The organism is Streptomyces bugieae (assembly GCF_036352915.1).
GTDB classification, from domain to species: Bacteria; Actinomycetota; Actinomycetes; order Streptomycetales; family Streptomycetaceae; genus Streptomyces; species Streptomyces endophytica.
This window is the reverse complement of record NZ_JAZBJP010000014.1, coordinates 120,848-134,308: the sequence shown is the minus strand read 5'-3', so window position 1 is coordinate 134,308 and position 13,461 is coordinate 120,848. Positions and strand designations below refer to the sequence as shown.

General features: G+C 73.1%; 12 protein-coding genes. 9 read left to right on the top strand and 3 right to left on the bottom strand.

Going from position 1 to position 13,461, the window contains the following annotated elements; genetic code table 11:
• Positions 1-2: 2 nt before the first annotated feature.
• Together V2J85_RS22205 and V2J85_RS22200 are read left to right on the top strand one after the other, a co-directional pair.
• Positions 3-1,199, top strand: a complete 1,197-nt coding sequence (locus V2J85_RS22205) for a thiolase family protein (RefSeq protein WP_330822531.1) — start codon at positions 3-5, stop codon at positions 1,197-1,199.
• A gap of 184 nt (positions 1,200-1,383) precedes the next feature.
• On the top strand, positions 1,384-2,769 hold the full coding sequence (locus V2J85_RS22200) for an FAD-dependent oxidoreductase (RefSeq protein ID WP_261955146.1): 1,386 nt from the start codon (positions 1,384-1,386) through the stop codon (positions 2,767-2,769).
• A gap of 45 nt (positions 2,770-2,814) precedes the next feature.
• Here the strand turns inward: V2J85_RS22200 and hemE are convergent, their stop codons facing one another.
• Complete coding sequence (gene hemE / locus V2J85_RS22195) at positions 2,815-3,882, bottom strand: uroporphyrinogen decarboxylase (protein WP_330822530.1); 1,068 nt, start codon at positions 3,880-3,882, stop codon at positions 2,815-2,817.
• 102 nt (positions 3,883-3,984) lie between these two features.
• Here hemE and V2J85_RS22190 point away from each other — a divergent pair, with 102 nt between their 5' ends.
• From V2J85_RS22190 to V2J85_RS22180, 3 genes are all read left to right on the top strand, one after another.
• The gene (locus tag V2J85_RS22190) at positions 3,985-4,641 is read left to right on the top strand and encodes a DUF3000 domain-containing protein (protein WP_261955148.1); all 657 of its coding nucleotides are present in this window, start codon (positions 3,985-3,987) and stop codon (positions 4,639-4,641) included.
• 250 nt (positions 4,642-4,891) lie between these two features.
• The gene (locus V2J85_RS22185) at positions 4,892-5,554 is read left to right on the top strand and encodes a response regulator transcription factor (RefSeq protein ID WP_084774702.1); all 663 of its coding nucleotides are present in this window, start codon (positions 4,892-4,894) and stop codon (positions 5,552-5,554) included.
• Between the two features lie 79 nt (positions 5,555-5,633).
• Positions 5,634-6,914, top strand: a complete 1,281-nt coding sequence (locus tag V2J85_RS22180) for a ribonuclease D (RefSeq protein ID WP_261955149.1) — start codon at positions 5,634-5,636, stop codon at positions 6,912-6,914.
• A gap of 43 nt (positions 6,915-6,957) precedes the next feature.
• Here V2J85_RS22180 and V2J85_RS22175 read toward each other — a convergent pair whose 3' ends face one another.
• Positions 6,958-7,617: a PepSY domain-containing protein gene (locus V2J85_RS22175; RefSeq protein ID WP_261955150.1), complete on the bottom strand. Its 660-nt coding sequence runs from the start codon at positions 7,615-7,617 to the stop codon at positions 6,958-6,960.
• Positions 7,618-7,878: 261 nt separating this feature from the next.
• Here V2J85_RS22175 and V2J85_RS22170 point away from each other — a divergent pair, with 261 nt between their 5' ends.
• The 3 genes from V2J85_RS22170 to V2J85_RS22160 all read left to right on the top strand — a co-directional run bounded on the left by V2J85_RS22170 (position 7,879) and on the right by V2J85_RS22160 (position 11,723).
• On the top strand, positions 7,879-9,105 hold the full coding sequence (locus V2J85_RS22170; RefSeq protein ID WP_261955151.1) for a thiolase family protein: 1,227 nt from the start codon (positions 7,879-7,881) through the stop codon (positions 9,103-9,105).
• Positions 9,102-11,234, top strand: coding sequence for a 3-hydroxyacyl-CoA dehydrogenase NAD-binding domain-containing protein (locus V2J85_RS22165; RefSeq protein WP_330822529.1), 2,133 nt, complete (start codon positions 9,102-9,104; stop codon positions 11,232-11,234). Before V2J85_RS22170 ends, V2J85_RS22165 begins: the two co-directional genes overlap by 4 nt.
• Positions 11,235-11,336: 102 nt before the next feature.
• Positions 11,337-11,723 carry an NTP pyrophosphohydrolase gene (locus tag V2J85_RS22160; protein WP_330822528.1) on the top strand — a complete coding sequence of 129 codons (387 nt, stop codon included), beginning with the start codon at positions 11,337-11,339 and terminating at the stop codon, positions 11,721-11,723.
• Positions 11,724-11,762: 39 nt separating this feature from the next.
• Here V2J85_RS22160 and V2J85_RS22155 read toward each other — a convergent pair whose 3' ends face one another.
• Positions 11,763-12,635: a helix-turn-helix transcriptional regulator gene (locus tag V2J85_RS22155; protein WP_330822527.1), complete on the bottom strand. Its 873-nt coding sequence runs from the start codon at positions 12,633-12,635 to the stop codon at positions 11,763-11,765.
• Between the two features lie 29 nt (positions 12,636-12,664).
• Here V2J85_RS22155 and V2J85_RS22150 point away from each other — a divergent pair, with 29 nt between their 5' ends.
• Positions 12,665-13,420: an NAD(P)-dependent oxidoreductase gene (locus V2J85_RS22150; protein ID WP_330822526.1), complete on the top strand. Its 756-nt coding sequence runs from the start codon at positions 12,665-12,667 to the stop codon at positions 13,418-13,420.
• The last annotated feature ends 41 nt before the right edge of the window (positions 13,421-13,461 follow it).

Here is a 13,461-nt window from a genome sequence, read left to right as displayed (position 1 = left end):
TGATGACCGAGCCACGCCTGCGGGATGTCTACATCGTCGACGCCGTACGGACCCCCGTCGGCAAATACGGCGGCGCGCTGGCCGGCGTCCGGCCCGACGACCTCGCCGCCCATGTGGTGCGGTCCCTGGTCGACCGCGCCCCCGACCTCGACCCGGCGCGGATCGACGACGTGTACTTCGGTGACGCGAACGGCGCCGGCGAGGACAACCGCAATGTCGCGCGGATGGCCGTGCTGCTCGCCGGGCTGCCGGTGACCGTGCCCGGCGTCACCGTCAACCGCCTGTGCGGCTCCGGCCTGGAAGCGGTCATCCAGGGGGCCCGGGCGATCGCGCACGGCGACGCGCAGATCGTGGTGGCGGGCGGAGTGGAGTCGATGAGCCGCGCGCCGTACGTCCTGCGCAAGCCCGAGCGGGCCTTCCCCGCCGGCCACCAGGAGATGTTCTCCTCGACGCTGGGCTGGCGGATGGTCAATCCTCGGATGCGCCCGGAGTGGACGGTGGCGCTGGGCGAGGGCGCCGAGCTGATCGCCGACGCGCACGGCATCACCCGGGAACAGCAGGACGTGTTCGCGCTGGCCAGCCACCAGAAGGCGGTCCGGGCCTGGCAGGAGGGCGGCTACGACGCCGAGGTGGTCCCGCTCCCCGGCGTCGATCTGCTCCGGGACGAGACGATCCGTGAGGGCTCCTCCCTGGAGTCGCTGTCCAAGCTGAAGCCGGTCTTCCGGACGGCCGGGGGCACGGTCACCGCCGGCAACTCCTCCCCGCTCAACGACGGTGCGGCCGCACTCCTGTTGGTCGACGAGGAGGGACTGCGCGCCACCGGGCGGGAGCCGCTGGCCCGGATCCGGGCGAGCGCGGTGACCGGTATCGAGCCCCAGCTGTTCGGGCTGGGCCCGGTGGAGGCGGTCCGGCGCGCGCTGGACCGGTCCGGGCGCGGCTTCGCCGACCTGGCCACGTGCGAACTGAACGAGGCGTTCGCGGCCCAGGCGTTGGGCTGCCTGGGCCAGTGGCCGGAGCTCGATCCGTCCGTGGTGAACCCGCGCGGCGGCGCGATCGCCATCGGCCACCCCCTCGGTGCCTCCGGCGCCCGCCTGGCCGGCGCGGTCGCCCACCAGCTCGCCGCCGCGGGCTCGGGCACCGGCCTGGCCGCCCTGTGCATCGGCGTCGGCCAGGGCCTGGCACTCGTACTGGAGCGGTGACGGGACCGTCCGTCGGCCGGGACCCCCGCGGCCGGCGGCGGCCCGGCGCGCCCGCCCCCGGGCCGATCCGGCATCCGCACGGACACGCGGTAGACGCGAGCGACGACCGGGTACCCAGCAAGCGAACAGACCGGCACATCAGGTGCATGCGGCATATCCGGAACATCCGGCGAAGGGACACGGCATGGCGACGGCCGAGCGGCTGGTGATCGTCGGGGGCGATGCGGCGGGGATGTCGGCCGCGTCGCAGGCGCGCCGGCTGAAGAAGCCCGAGGAGCTCGCGATCACCGCGTTCGAGCGCAGCCACTTCACGTCCTACTCCGCCTGCGGCATCCCGTACTGGGTGGGCGGCCAGGTCGACGGGCCGGACGCGCTGATCGCCCGTACGGCGAAGGAGCACCGCGCCCGGGACATCGATCTGCGGATGCGCACCGAGGTCACCGAACTCGACCTGGACCGGGGGCGGGTGCGCAGCCGGGAGCTGGACGACGGCGGGCGGGAGACCTGGACCGGTTTCGACAAGCTGGTGCTGGCCACCGGCGCGACGCCCAAGCGGCCCCCGCTGCCGGGGATCGACGCCCCCGGTGTGCACGGCGTGCAGACCCTGGACGACGGCCAGGCACTCCTGGACACGCTGGAGAGGTCCGCGGGCCGGCGGGCCGTGGTCGTCGGGGCGGGCTACATCGGCGTGGAGATGGCCGAGGCGCTGATCCACCGTGGTTACGAGGTCACCGTCCTGGAGCAGGCCGGCCAGCCGATGTCGACCCTCGACCCGGACATGGGCGCGCTGGTCCACGAGGCGATGTGCGGGATGGGCATCGAGACGGTGCTCGGCGCGACCGTCACGGGCGTACTGACCGATGAGGACGGCCGGGCCCGCGCGGTCACCACCGAGGACGCCGAGTACCCGGCGGACGTGGTGGTCCTGGGTCTGGGCGTACGGCCGCAGACGGCGCTGGCCGAGGCGGCGGGGCTACCGCTGGGCGAGTCCGGCGGGCTGCTGACCGATCTGGCGATGCGGGTGCGCGGCCACGACAACGTGTGGGCCGGCGGCGACTGCGTCGAGGTCATGGACCTGGTCTCGGGCCGCACCCGCCACATCGCGCTGGGCACCCACGCCAACAAGCACGGCCAGGTCATCGGCGCCAATGTGGCCGGCGGCTACGCAACCTTCCCGGGGGTCGTCGGCACGGCGGTCAGCAAGGTCTGCGATCTGGAGATCGCCCGGACCGGACTGCTGGAGAGCCAGGCGCACGCCGCCGGACTGCGGTTCGTCTCGGTCACCGTCGAGGCGACCAGCCGCGCCGGCTACTACCCCGGCACCCGGCCGATGCACGTCAAGATGCTCGCCGAGCGCCGGACCGGCCGGCTGCTCGGCGTGCAGATCGTCGGCCGGGAGGGCGCCGGCAAGCGCGTGGACATCGCCGCGGTCGCGCTCACCGCCGGGATGACGGTGGAGCAGATGACCGCCCTCGACCTGGGCTACGCCCCGCCGTTCTCCCCGGTCTGGGACCCGGTCCTGGTGGCCGCCCGCAAGGCCACGGGAGCGGTACGGGCGGCGGGCACCTGACCGCGGCGCGGCGGCCGCGCGCCTACCGGTCGGCGTGCCGTCCGGTCAGCGCGCGGTCCGGGTGTGGACGTACTCGACGAGGCGGGTGAGCGCGTCCGGGTCGGTGTTCGGCAGGACGCCGTGGCCGAGGTTGAAGATGTGGCCTTCGAGGCCGGCGGCGGCGTCGAGGACCTCGCCGGCCTTGGTCTCGACGGCCTCACGGGGGGCGAAGAGGACGGCCGGGTCGAGGTTGCCCTGGAGCGCCTTGCCGGGGCCGACCCGGCGGGCCGCCTCGTCGAGCGGCACCCGCCAGTCGACGCCGACCACGTCCGCGCCCGCCTCGCCCAGCAGGCCGAGGAGTTCACCGGTGCCGACGCCGAAGTGGATCCGCGGGACGCCGTAATCGGCGACGGCCCGGAAGACCTTGGCGGAGGCGGGCATCACGGAGCGGCGGTAGTCGGCGGGGGCGAGCGCGCCGACCCAGGAGTCGAAGAGCTGCACGGCGCTCGCGCCGGCCTCGATCTGCACCTTCAGGAACGCGGAGGTGATGTCGGCGAGCCGGTCCAGCAGGTCGGCCCAGAGCTGCGGGTCGCCGTACATCAGCGCCTTGGTGTTCTCGTGGTTGCGGGACGGGCCGCCCTCCACGAGGTAGCTGGCGAGCGTGAACGGCGCGCCGGCGAAGCCGATGAGGGGCTTGGGCCCCAGCTCGGCGGTGAGCAGGCCGACGGCCTCGGTGACGTAGGAGACGTCCTCGGGGGTCAGGTCGCGCAGCTGCGCCAGGTCGGCGCGGCTGCGGATCGGGTTCGCGACGACCGGGCCGACACCGGGCTTGATGTCGAGGTCGATGCCGATGGCCTTGAGCGGCACGACGATGTCGCTGTAGTAGATGGCCGCGTCGACGTCGTGTCGGCGGACCGGCTGCAGCGTGATCTCGGTGACCAGCTCGGGTCGCGCGCACGACTCCAGCATGGGAATGCCCTCGCGCACCTTGCGGTACTCGGGCAGCGACCGACCCGCCTGCCGCATGAACCACACCGGCGTGTGCGGTACCGGCTCGCGCCGGCAGGCCCGGAGGAAGGCCGAGTCGTGGGTACCGGTCTGCTGCGTGCCCTCGGGGCTGTCGTTGGCGCTCACGCCCCAAATCTTCGCATGCGCTCCGGCGCGCCTCCGAATGGGCGACGCGTGTACCGGGTGTCCTCCCCGTATGCGGGCCCGGTTCCGCCTAATCTTCCGGGCATGGCTGCGGCTCACGAACACCTCGCGGACAGCGCGGACGAGGCCCCGATCCCCTTCCGTCAGGCGGTCGAGGCGCTCCGCGCGGCACGACTGCGGCCGGAGGTCGAGATCGACCCGGCACCCGCGCCCAGACGGCTCGCCCCGTACGCGTACGCGCTGGAGGCGGCGGTCGTCGAGCGGGCGACGGCGCCGGGCGAGGAGGACCGGGATCTGGCGGACGGCCGGCTGGTGCTGCTGCACAATCCGGCCGGCGAGGACACCTGGCAGGGCACGTTCCGTCTGGTGACGCTGGTACGGGCGGAACTGGAGCCGGAGATGGGCGCCGATCCGCTGCTGCCGGAGGTGTCCTGGTCGTGGCTGACGGGTGCGCTGGAGGCCCGGGGGGTGCGGTACGGCGCGCCGAGCGGGACGGTGACCCGGGCCGGGTCGCACTACTTCGGGGGGCTCGCGGCGCGCGAGCCGGCGACCCAGATCGAGATCCGGGCGTCCTGGACGCCGGCCGAGGGGCCCGGCGGGGCGCTGGACCTGGGCGTGCACCTGGTCGCCTGGTGCGATCTGCTGGCGCAGGTGGCGGGACTGCCGCCGGCCGCGCCGGAGGCGGGACCGCGCGGCGGGGTCGTCCCGTTGCCGCAGCGCCGCGGCGCCCATCCCCGCTGACCACCGTCGGGGCCGGCCGTGCTCCGGCCGTATTGATCACGTTCGCGCCGGCTCTGATCACCTCGGTATGCACTGGGTGCCCACCTGATCGATCACGCATCCGATTTGCCCGAATTGCCCCTAACTAAATCGTGATCAAAGTCTAAAGTCCCGCCGGATTGCTGCCGAAGAGGTCAGTGACCCTTCAAACACGGATCATTCCGGCTCCCCCCAGTCGGCTTCCGTCCCCGCCACTCCCCCAGGAGGCCCGGTGTCTGTTCTCCTTGAGCAACCTTCGAGCCTGGTCGCCTACCGCCCGAACAAGCCGACGGCCATGGTCGTCGTGGCCGACCCCCGCGTTCGCTCCACCGTCACCCGCCACCTGTGGGCCCTCGGAGTGCGTGACGTGATCGAGGCGTCGTCCATCGCGGAGGCGCGCCCCCGCGTTGGCAACCCGCGTGACATCTGCGTTGCCGACGTCCACCTTCCCGACGGCTCCGGCCTCACCCTGCTGTCCGAGACCCGGGCGGCCGGCTGGCCCAACGGCCTGGCCCTGTCCGCCGCCGACGACATCGGCGCCGTCCGCAACGCCCTGGCCGGCGGCGTCAAGGGCTATGTCGTCACCGGAACCCGTACCAATCTGGGCATCCCCGGCCGTCCGGGCGCCTCTCCCATCGGGGCCAACGCGGCCCGTATGCAGCGCCGTCCTCCGGGCGCCCCCGGGCACCCCGGCGGTTACCGGGAGCTGTCGGGCCGTGAGGTCGAGGTGTTGCGGCTGGTGGCGGAGGGCCAGTCCAACAAGGCCATCGGCGTGTCGATGGGGCTGTCCGCCCTGACCGTCAAGAGCCACCTCGCCCGGATCGCCCGCAAGCTCGGCACCGGCGACCGGGCCGGCATGGTCGCGGTCGCGCTGCGCACCGGCATCATCCACTGACCCGCTTTACACGACCGGCTCGCCCGTCGAGGGAACGTTCCCTCGACGGGCGACGTGCATACACAGATACCCTTGACTGGTGACCGACGCCCAAAAGACCGCAGCAGACACGACACTGCGAGCCCCCGGAGACTCCCCTCCGGATCCCCGACCGGCGCCGGTCCCTCTCCTGGAGCCCCGCGAGGGCATCCCCCCGGTGGTCGCGACGGACGAGGCGCTCGCCGAGGTGGTGGCGGCCTTCGCGGCGGGCACCGGCCCGGTGGCCGTCGACGCCGAGCGCGCCTCGGGCTACCGCTACGGCCAGCGCGCCTACCTCGTGCAGCTGCGCCGCGAGGGCGCCGGCAGCGCGCTGATCGACCCGGTCGGCTGCCCCGACCTGTCGGCCCTGGGCGAGGCGATCGGTGACGCCGAGTGGGTGCTGCACGCCGCCACCCAGGACCTGCCCTGCCTGCGCGACATAGGGATGGTCCCCACCCGGCTGTTCGACACCGAGCTGGCCGGGCGGCTGGCCGGCTTCGCCCGGGTCGGCCTGGGCGCGATGGTCGAGAACGTCCTCGGCTTCGCGCTGGAGAAGGGCCACTCCGCGGTCGACTGGTCCACCCGCCCGCTGCCCGAGCCCTGGCTGCGCTACGCCGCGCTCGACGTCGAGCTGCTGGTGGACCTGCGCGACGCGCTGGAGGAGGAGCTGACCCGGCAGGGCAAGCTGGAGTGGGCCCACCAGGAGTTCGCGGCGATCGCCGCCGCTCCCCCGGCGCCGCCCCGCAAGGACCCCTGGCGCCGCACGTCCGGTATGCACAAGGTCCGCCGGCGCCGCCAGATGGCGGTCGTACGGGAGTTGTGGACGGCCCGCGACCAGGTCGCCCAGCGGCGCGACGTCTCCCCGGGCAAGGTGCTGGGCGACGCGGCGATCGTGGAGGCGGCGCTGAACCTCCCGCCCAACAGCCACGCGCTGGCGGCGCTGCCCGGCTTCGGCCACCGCATGGGCCGTCGCCAGCTGGAGCAGTGGCAGGCCGCCGTCGACCGTGCCCGGGCGCTCCCCGAGAACGAGCTGCCGCAGCCCGGCCAGCCGCTCAACGGCCCCCCGCCGCCCCGCTCCTGGGCCGACAAGGACCCGGCCGCGGCGGCCCGGCTGTCGGCCGCCCGCACCGCGGTCACCGCGCTGGCCGAGGAGCTCAACCTGCCGCAGGAGAACCTCATCACGCCGGACACGGTGCGCCGGCTGTGCTGGGAGCCGCCCGCCGCGCCCAGCCGCGAGACGGTCGCCGAGATCCTCACCGGTTACGGCGCCCGCCCCTGGCAGATCGAGCAGGTCGCCCCGATCCTCACCGAGGCTCTGCTGACGGGCGGCGAGGACGGCTGAGCCGCCCGGCCCAACCACACGTCGACCAGGACCGATCCGGGGATCAGTCCTGGTCGACGTGCATCCGGAGGACCTTGCGGTTGGTCGCGTCGATGTCGTAGGTGGTCTTGTTCCAGTCGTCGGTGGTGACCACGTCGACGGACCAGGCGGCCTTCCTGCTGCCGTTGTCGGCCTCGCCCAGCTCGACGGCGCTGACCGTGCCCTTCGTCTTGGCGGTGGCCGTCTCGACGGCCTGCTGCGCGGTGACGGTGGCCTCGCCGAGCCGGGCGGCCAGTTCCTTCTTGTCGTCGGCGTCGTCGGACTCGGTGCGCGGCGGATCGGCCTTGCCGGAGACCGCGTTGACGCGGACGGCGTGCGCGGTCCCGTCGGACGTCGCGACCGCCGTCTGCCAGTAGGGGCTCTTCGGCGTGCCCTTGAGTTCGGCCGCGACCGGCTCCGAGGCCGGCACCGCGGCGACCGCCGCCCGCAGCGCCCGCGCGTAGTCCACCTTGGCGGCCGGGATCAGCGCCTTCCGTTCGGTCTGGTCCGCGGTCAGCGTGGTGCCCGGTGTGCCAGGGGCCGAGGCGGCCACCGCCCGGGACGGGGCCGCGCTGTCCCGGCCGGACGTCCCGGTGCCCTTGGTGGTCCCGTTTCCGCAGCCCGCCAGCAGGGCGCCGCCCAGGGCGACGGCGGTGCAGAGCGCCGCACTCCTCTTTGTATCCATACGGTCACTTTAAGTGTGATGTGGTGCGGTTTACGCCAGGACCCGACGGCATCCGGACGTTTTCGATCATCGGTTTCCCGCCGCCCCGTTCCCCGTCCGCGGCGCGCCGTCCCGGCGGCCCCACACCTCCATCCGGTGTGACCTTCACCGCTCCGGCCGGTGGGGGTGGGCAGGTTGGTTACCCGTAAGTAGCATGTCGGTGGGAAGCGTCCCTGGGGGCGCCCCGCAGCAGTGCCATCCCGCACCTGGAGGAGAGCCAACGTGCCTCGTACCGCTAGGGACGTCGTCTTCGTCGACGGCGTCCGCACCCCGTTCGGCAAGGCGGGCCCGAAGGGCATCTACCACGAGACCCGCGCCGACGACCTGGTCGTGAAGTCGATCCGGGAGCTGCTGCGCCGCAACCCCGGTCTCGACCCGGCGAAGATCGACGAGGTCGCCATCGCCGCCACCACCCAGATCGGCGACCAGGGCCTGACCCTCGGCCGCACCGCCGGCATCCTCGCGGGCCTCCCGCAGTCGGTGCCCGGCTACTCCATCGACCGCATGTGTGCCGGTGCGCTGACGGCCGTCACGACCACCGCGGGCTCCATCGCCTTCGGCGCCTACGACGCCGTCATCGCCGGCGGTGTCGAGCACATGGGCCGCCACCCCATGGGCGAGGCGGTCGACCCCAACCCCCGCTTCGTCAGCGAGAAGCTCGTCGACGAGTCCGCCCTGTTCATGGGCATGACCGCGGAGAACCTCCACGACCGCTACCCGCAGATCACCAAGGAGCGTTCCGACGCCTACGCGGTGCGCTCGCAGGAGAAGGCGGCGAAGGCGTACGCCAACGGGAAGATCCAGCAGGACCTGGTCCCGATCTCGGTGCGCAACACCAACGCCGAGGTGGGCGAGACCGGTTGGGGTCTGGTCACCTCCGACGAGCCGATGCGCCCGGGCACCACCCTGGAGAACCTCGCGGGCCTCAAGACCCCGTTCCGTACGCACGGCCGGGTCACCGCCGGTAACGCCGCCGGTCTCAACGACGGTGCCACCGCCTCGATCATCGCGTCCGAGGACTTCGCGCGGGAGCACGACCTCCCGGTGAAGATGCGCCTGGTCTCCTACGCCTTCGCGGGCGTCGAGCCCGAGGTCATGGGCTACGGCCCGATCCCGGCGACGGAGAAGGCGCTCGCCAAGGCGGGCCTGTCCATCTCCGACATCGGCCTGTTCGAGATCAACGAGGCGTTCGCCGTCCAGGTCCTCGCCTTCCTCGACCACTACGGCATCGCGGACGACGACGAGCGCGTCAACCAATACGGCGGCGCCATCGCCTTCGGTCACCCGCTGGCCTCCTCCGGCGTCCGGCTGATGACCCAGCTGGCCCGCCAGTTCGAGGAGCAGCCCGAGGTCCGCTACGGCCTGACCACCATGTGCGTCGGCTTCGGCATGGGCGCGACGGTCATCTGGGAGAACCCGAACCACAAGGACGCCGGAGGCGACAAGTGAGCACCACCACCGCTGAGCTTCTGAAGGGCGCCGCCGAGCTGTTCCCGGACGAGGTCGTGACGTCGGCGCACGTCCGCCACCTCGACCTGCCCTTCGGTGCGGGCCGGTTCGCCCTCATCACGCTGGACAACGGCTTCGACCACACCAAGCCGACCACCTTCGGCCCGGGCTCGCTGGCGAACCTCAACGCCGCGCTCGACCAGGTCGAGAAGGAGGCCGCGGACGGCGAGATCGTCGGCGCCGGCATCACCGGCAAGCCGTTCATCTTCGCGGTCGGCGCCGACCTCAAGGGCGTCGAGCTGCTGAAGCGGCACGAGGACGCGCTGGCCATCGGCAAGGGCGGCCACGAGGTCTTCAAGCGGCTCTCCGGGCTCGCCGTGCCGACCTTCGCGTACTACAACGGTGCCGCGATGGGCGGTGGCGTCGAGGTCGGTCTGCACTGCTCGTACCGCACGGTCTCCAAGGCCCTGCCGGCCTTCTCGCTGCCCGAGGTCTTCCTCGGTCTGGTCCCCGGCTGGGGCGGCTGCGCCCTGCTGCCGAACCTCATCGGTGCGGACAAGGCCGTCTCGGTCATCATCGAGAACTCGCTCAACCAGAACAAGCAGCTCAAGGGCCAGCAGGTCTTCGACCTCGGCATCGCGGACGCGCTCTTCGAGGGCGCGGACTTCCTGGAGCAGTCGCTGATCTGGACCGCGCAGGTGCTCAAGGGTGACGTCACCGTCGAGCGTCCCGAGGTCGACCGCGGCGAGGCCTGGGACCAGGCCGTCGCCAAGGGCCGCTTCATCGCCGACGGCAAGGTGCACGGCGCGGCCCCGGCCGCCTACCGCGCGCTGGACATCATCGCGGCCGCCAAGAGCGGTGACCTGCAGGCCGGTTTCGACGCCGAGGACCAGGCGCTCGCCGACCTCATCATGGGCGGCGAACTCCGCGCCGGCATCTACTCGTTCAACCTGGTGCAGAAGCGCGCCAAGCGGCCGGCCGGCGCCCCGGACAAGAGCCTGGCCCGCCCGGTCACCAAGGTCGGCGTGGTCGGCGCCGGCCTGATGGCCTCCCAGCTGGCGCTGCTGTTCCTGCGCCGCCTGGAGGTGCCGGTGGTCCTCACCGACATCGACCAGGAGCGCATCGACAAGGGCGTCGGTTACGTCCACGGCGAGATCGACAAGCTGCTGGGCAAGGGCCGGATCAACCAGGACAAGGCCAACCGCCTCAAGGCCCTGGTGACCGGTGTCCTCGACAAGGCCGAGGGCTTCGCGGACGCGGACTTCATCATCGAGGCCGTCTTCGAGGAGATCGGCGTCAAGCAGCAGGTCTTCGCCGAGGTCGAGGCGGTCGCCCCGGCGCACGCGATCCTCGCCACCAACACCTCCTCGCTGTCGGTCTCCGAGATGGCGTCGAAGCTCAAGCACCCCGAGCGGGTCGTCGGCTTCCACTTCTTCAACCCGGTCGCGATCCTGCCGCTGCTGGAGATCGTGCGCGGCGAGAAGACGGACGACGCGGCGCTCGCCACGGCCTTCGGCGTCGCCAAGAAGCTGAAGAAGACCGCGGTCCTGACCAAGGACGCCCCGGCGTTCGTCGTGAACCGCATCCTGACCCGCTTCATGGGCGAGATCCAGAACGTCATCGACGAGGGCACCCCGGTCGAGGTCGCCGAGAAGGCCATCGAGCCGCTCGGCCTGCCGATGTCCCCGCTGGTCCTGCTGGAGCTGGTCGGCCCGGCGATCGGTCTGCACGTCTCCGAGACGCTGCACGGCGCCTTCCCCGAGCGCTTCAAGGTGTCGCCGAACCTCAAGGCGGTCGTCGAGGCCGGCAAGCGCGGCTTCTACGTCTACGACAGCGGCAAGCCGGAGCTGGACCCCGAGGTCGCCGCGCTGCTCAAGCAGGGCGACTCGGTGCTGACCGAGGCCCAGGTCCGCGACCGGGTGCTCGACGCGGTCGCGCAGGAGATCGGCCTCATGCTCGACGAGGGCGTGGTGGCCGAGGCCCAGGACATCGACCTGTGCCTGATCACCGGTGCCGGCTGGCCCTTCCACCTGGGCGGCATCACGCCTTACCTGGACCGTGAGGGCGTCTCCGAGCGGGTGACCGGCAAGAAGTTCCTGGCCCCGGGCGTGGCGAGCGTGCCCGCGTAACGAGGCTCAGGACGAGGGCGCGGGCCGGCTCGGCGGAGCCGGCCCGCGCTGCCGTATGTCCGGGCGGGAGCCGTCGGCGCCCCGGCATGGCAGGGTGGCGCCATGGACACCTTGGTCATCGTCGACGCCGCGAACGTCGTGGGCTCGGTCCCCGACGGCTGGTGGCGGGACCGGCACGGCGCGGCGGAACGGCTGCGCGACACCCTGCCGGCCTATGCCGCGGACGGGCTGCCGGGACTCGCCGACCCGCCCCTGGAGTTGGTCCTCGTGGTGGAGGGCGCGGCGCGCGGGGTGACGTCCGTGGAGGGCGTACGGGTGGTGCCGGCACCCGGCAGCGGCGACGACCGGATCGTGGAACTGGTCGCGGACGAGGGCACCGGGCGGGACTGCCTGGTGGTCACCGCGGACCGTGGACTGCGCGACCGCGTCCAGGCGCTGGGCGCCCGGGTGGCCGGCCCGCGGTCGGTCCGGGGAGGCGGACGCGCCTGACGCCCGCGACCGCGGCCGGAGGCGGCGACGGCGGCCGGGTCAGGGCGCCGACGGGGCGGCCGGCGCGTCCGTGAGGCTCAGCAGGAGCATCGCGTCGTGGTCCGGGGTGCCGGGCTCGGCCTGGTAGACGACGAGGCGCTGGCCGTCGGTGCGGGCCACCGTGTACGCCTCGTAGCTCAGATCCATCCGCCCGACCGCCGAATCCGCGAAGCACTTGCGGCCGTTGGTCCGCGAGCGCACGTCGTAGCGCTGCCAGAGGGTCGCGAACTCCCCGCTCTTGACGGTGAGTTCACCGATCAGGATGGTGAGGTCGGGCGCGTCCGGGTGGACGCCGGCGACGGCCCGCAGATGGGCCACGGTCGCCGCGGCGACCTCGTCCCAGTTGCCGTAGAGCGTGCGGGCCCGCGGGTGCAGGAAGGTGTAGCGCGCGGTGTTGCGCTGCCGGACCGGCCACTCCTCGATGCCGGGCAGCAGCCGCATCCCGGCGGTGTTGGCGGCCAGCAGGTCGTTGGACCGGCCCAGGACGTACGCCGGGCAGGGCGCGACGATGTCGAGCATCCGCAGGACTTCCGGGCGCGGCGTGCGCGACGCGGGCCGCGGTTCCCGGGACGGGCCGGGTGCGGACGCCGGGGACGCCGCGCGGGCGAGCGCGAAGAGATGCGCCCGCTCGTCGCCGTCGAGGCGCAGCACGCCCGCGATGGCCTCCAGGACCGCCGCGCTCGGGCGGTGCTGCTTGCCCTGCTCCAGGCGCCGGTAGTACTCGATGCTCACCCCGGCGAGCATCGCCACCTCCTCGCGGCGCAGGCCCGCGGTGCGGCGCCGGCCGGTGGTGCCCGGCAGACCCGCGTCCTGAGGGGCCACCCGGGCGCGGCGGGCACGCAGGAACTCTCCCAACCCCGTGTTGTTCTCCACCTGTTGAGTATGCCCCGGCCCGGATCCTGGTGAGGGGCCCTGCGAGGGCCCCCCTTGGGCGGGTCTCCCACGTCCGGGGCCCCGCGGCGCAGACTTCTTCCGTACCGAGGAGGTGCCGGACCGCGTCGGCGGGACGGCGGAACGGGAGAGTCGAAGTGGCGAGCGTCGCAGTGGTGGGCCTGGGCATCATGGGCCGGGGCATGGCCGAGAACCTGCTGAGGAACGGGCACGAGGTGGTGGTCTGGAACCGCACCCCGGAGCGGGCCGGGGACCTGGTGGCGGCCGGGGCCGTGCCGGCGGAGAGCCCGGCGGCCGCGGCCGCCCGCGCCGAGGTCGTCTTCGAGGTCACGGCGGACGACGCCTCCTCCCGCGGGGTGTGGCTGGGGGCCGACGGCATCCTGGCGGGTGCTCCGGCGTCGGCGGTGCTGATCACCTCGGCGACGCTGTCCGTGGGCTGGGTGGAGGAGCTCGCCGCGGCGTGCGCCGGGCGCGGGTCCGTCTTCTTCGACATGCCGCTCACCGGTGGCGCGGCCGGCGCCCGGACCGGGAACCTGGTGCTGCTGGCCGGTGGCGACCTGGCCTGGAGCAGCTATCTCACCCCGCCGGAGCCGGTCAACTTCTCGGCGGAGTGGGCCCACAAGGACCTGGCGTACGCGGCCCGCATGGCCGGCGGACTCCCGCACCCGGTCCTGGACGGCGTGCTGTCCCTGTTCGCCACGGCACTGGCCGAGGGCCGCGGCAAGGAGGACTGGAGCACGGTCAACCCGACGGCGGCCGGCTCGTAGGGGTTGTCGGGCAGGGGGTTCTCACGGATCACCCGGGTCGG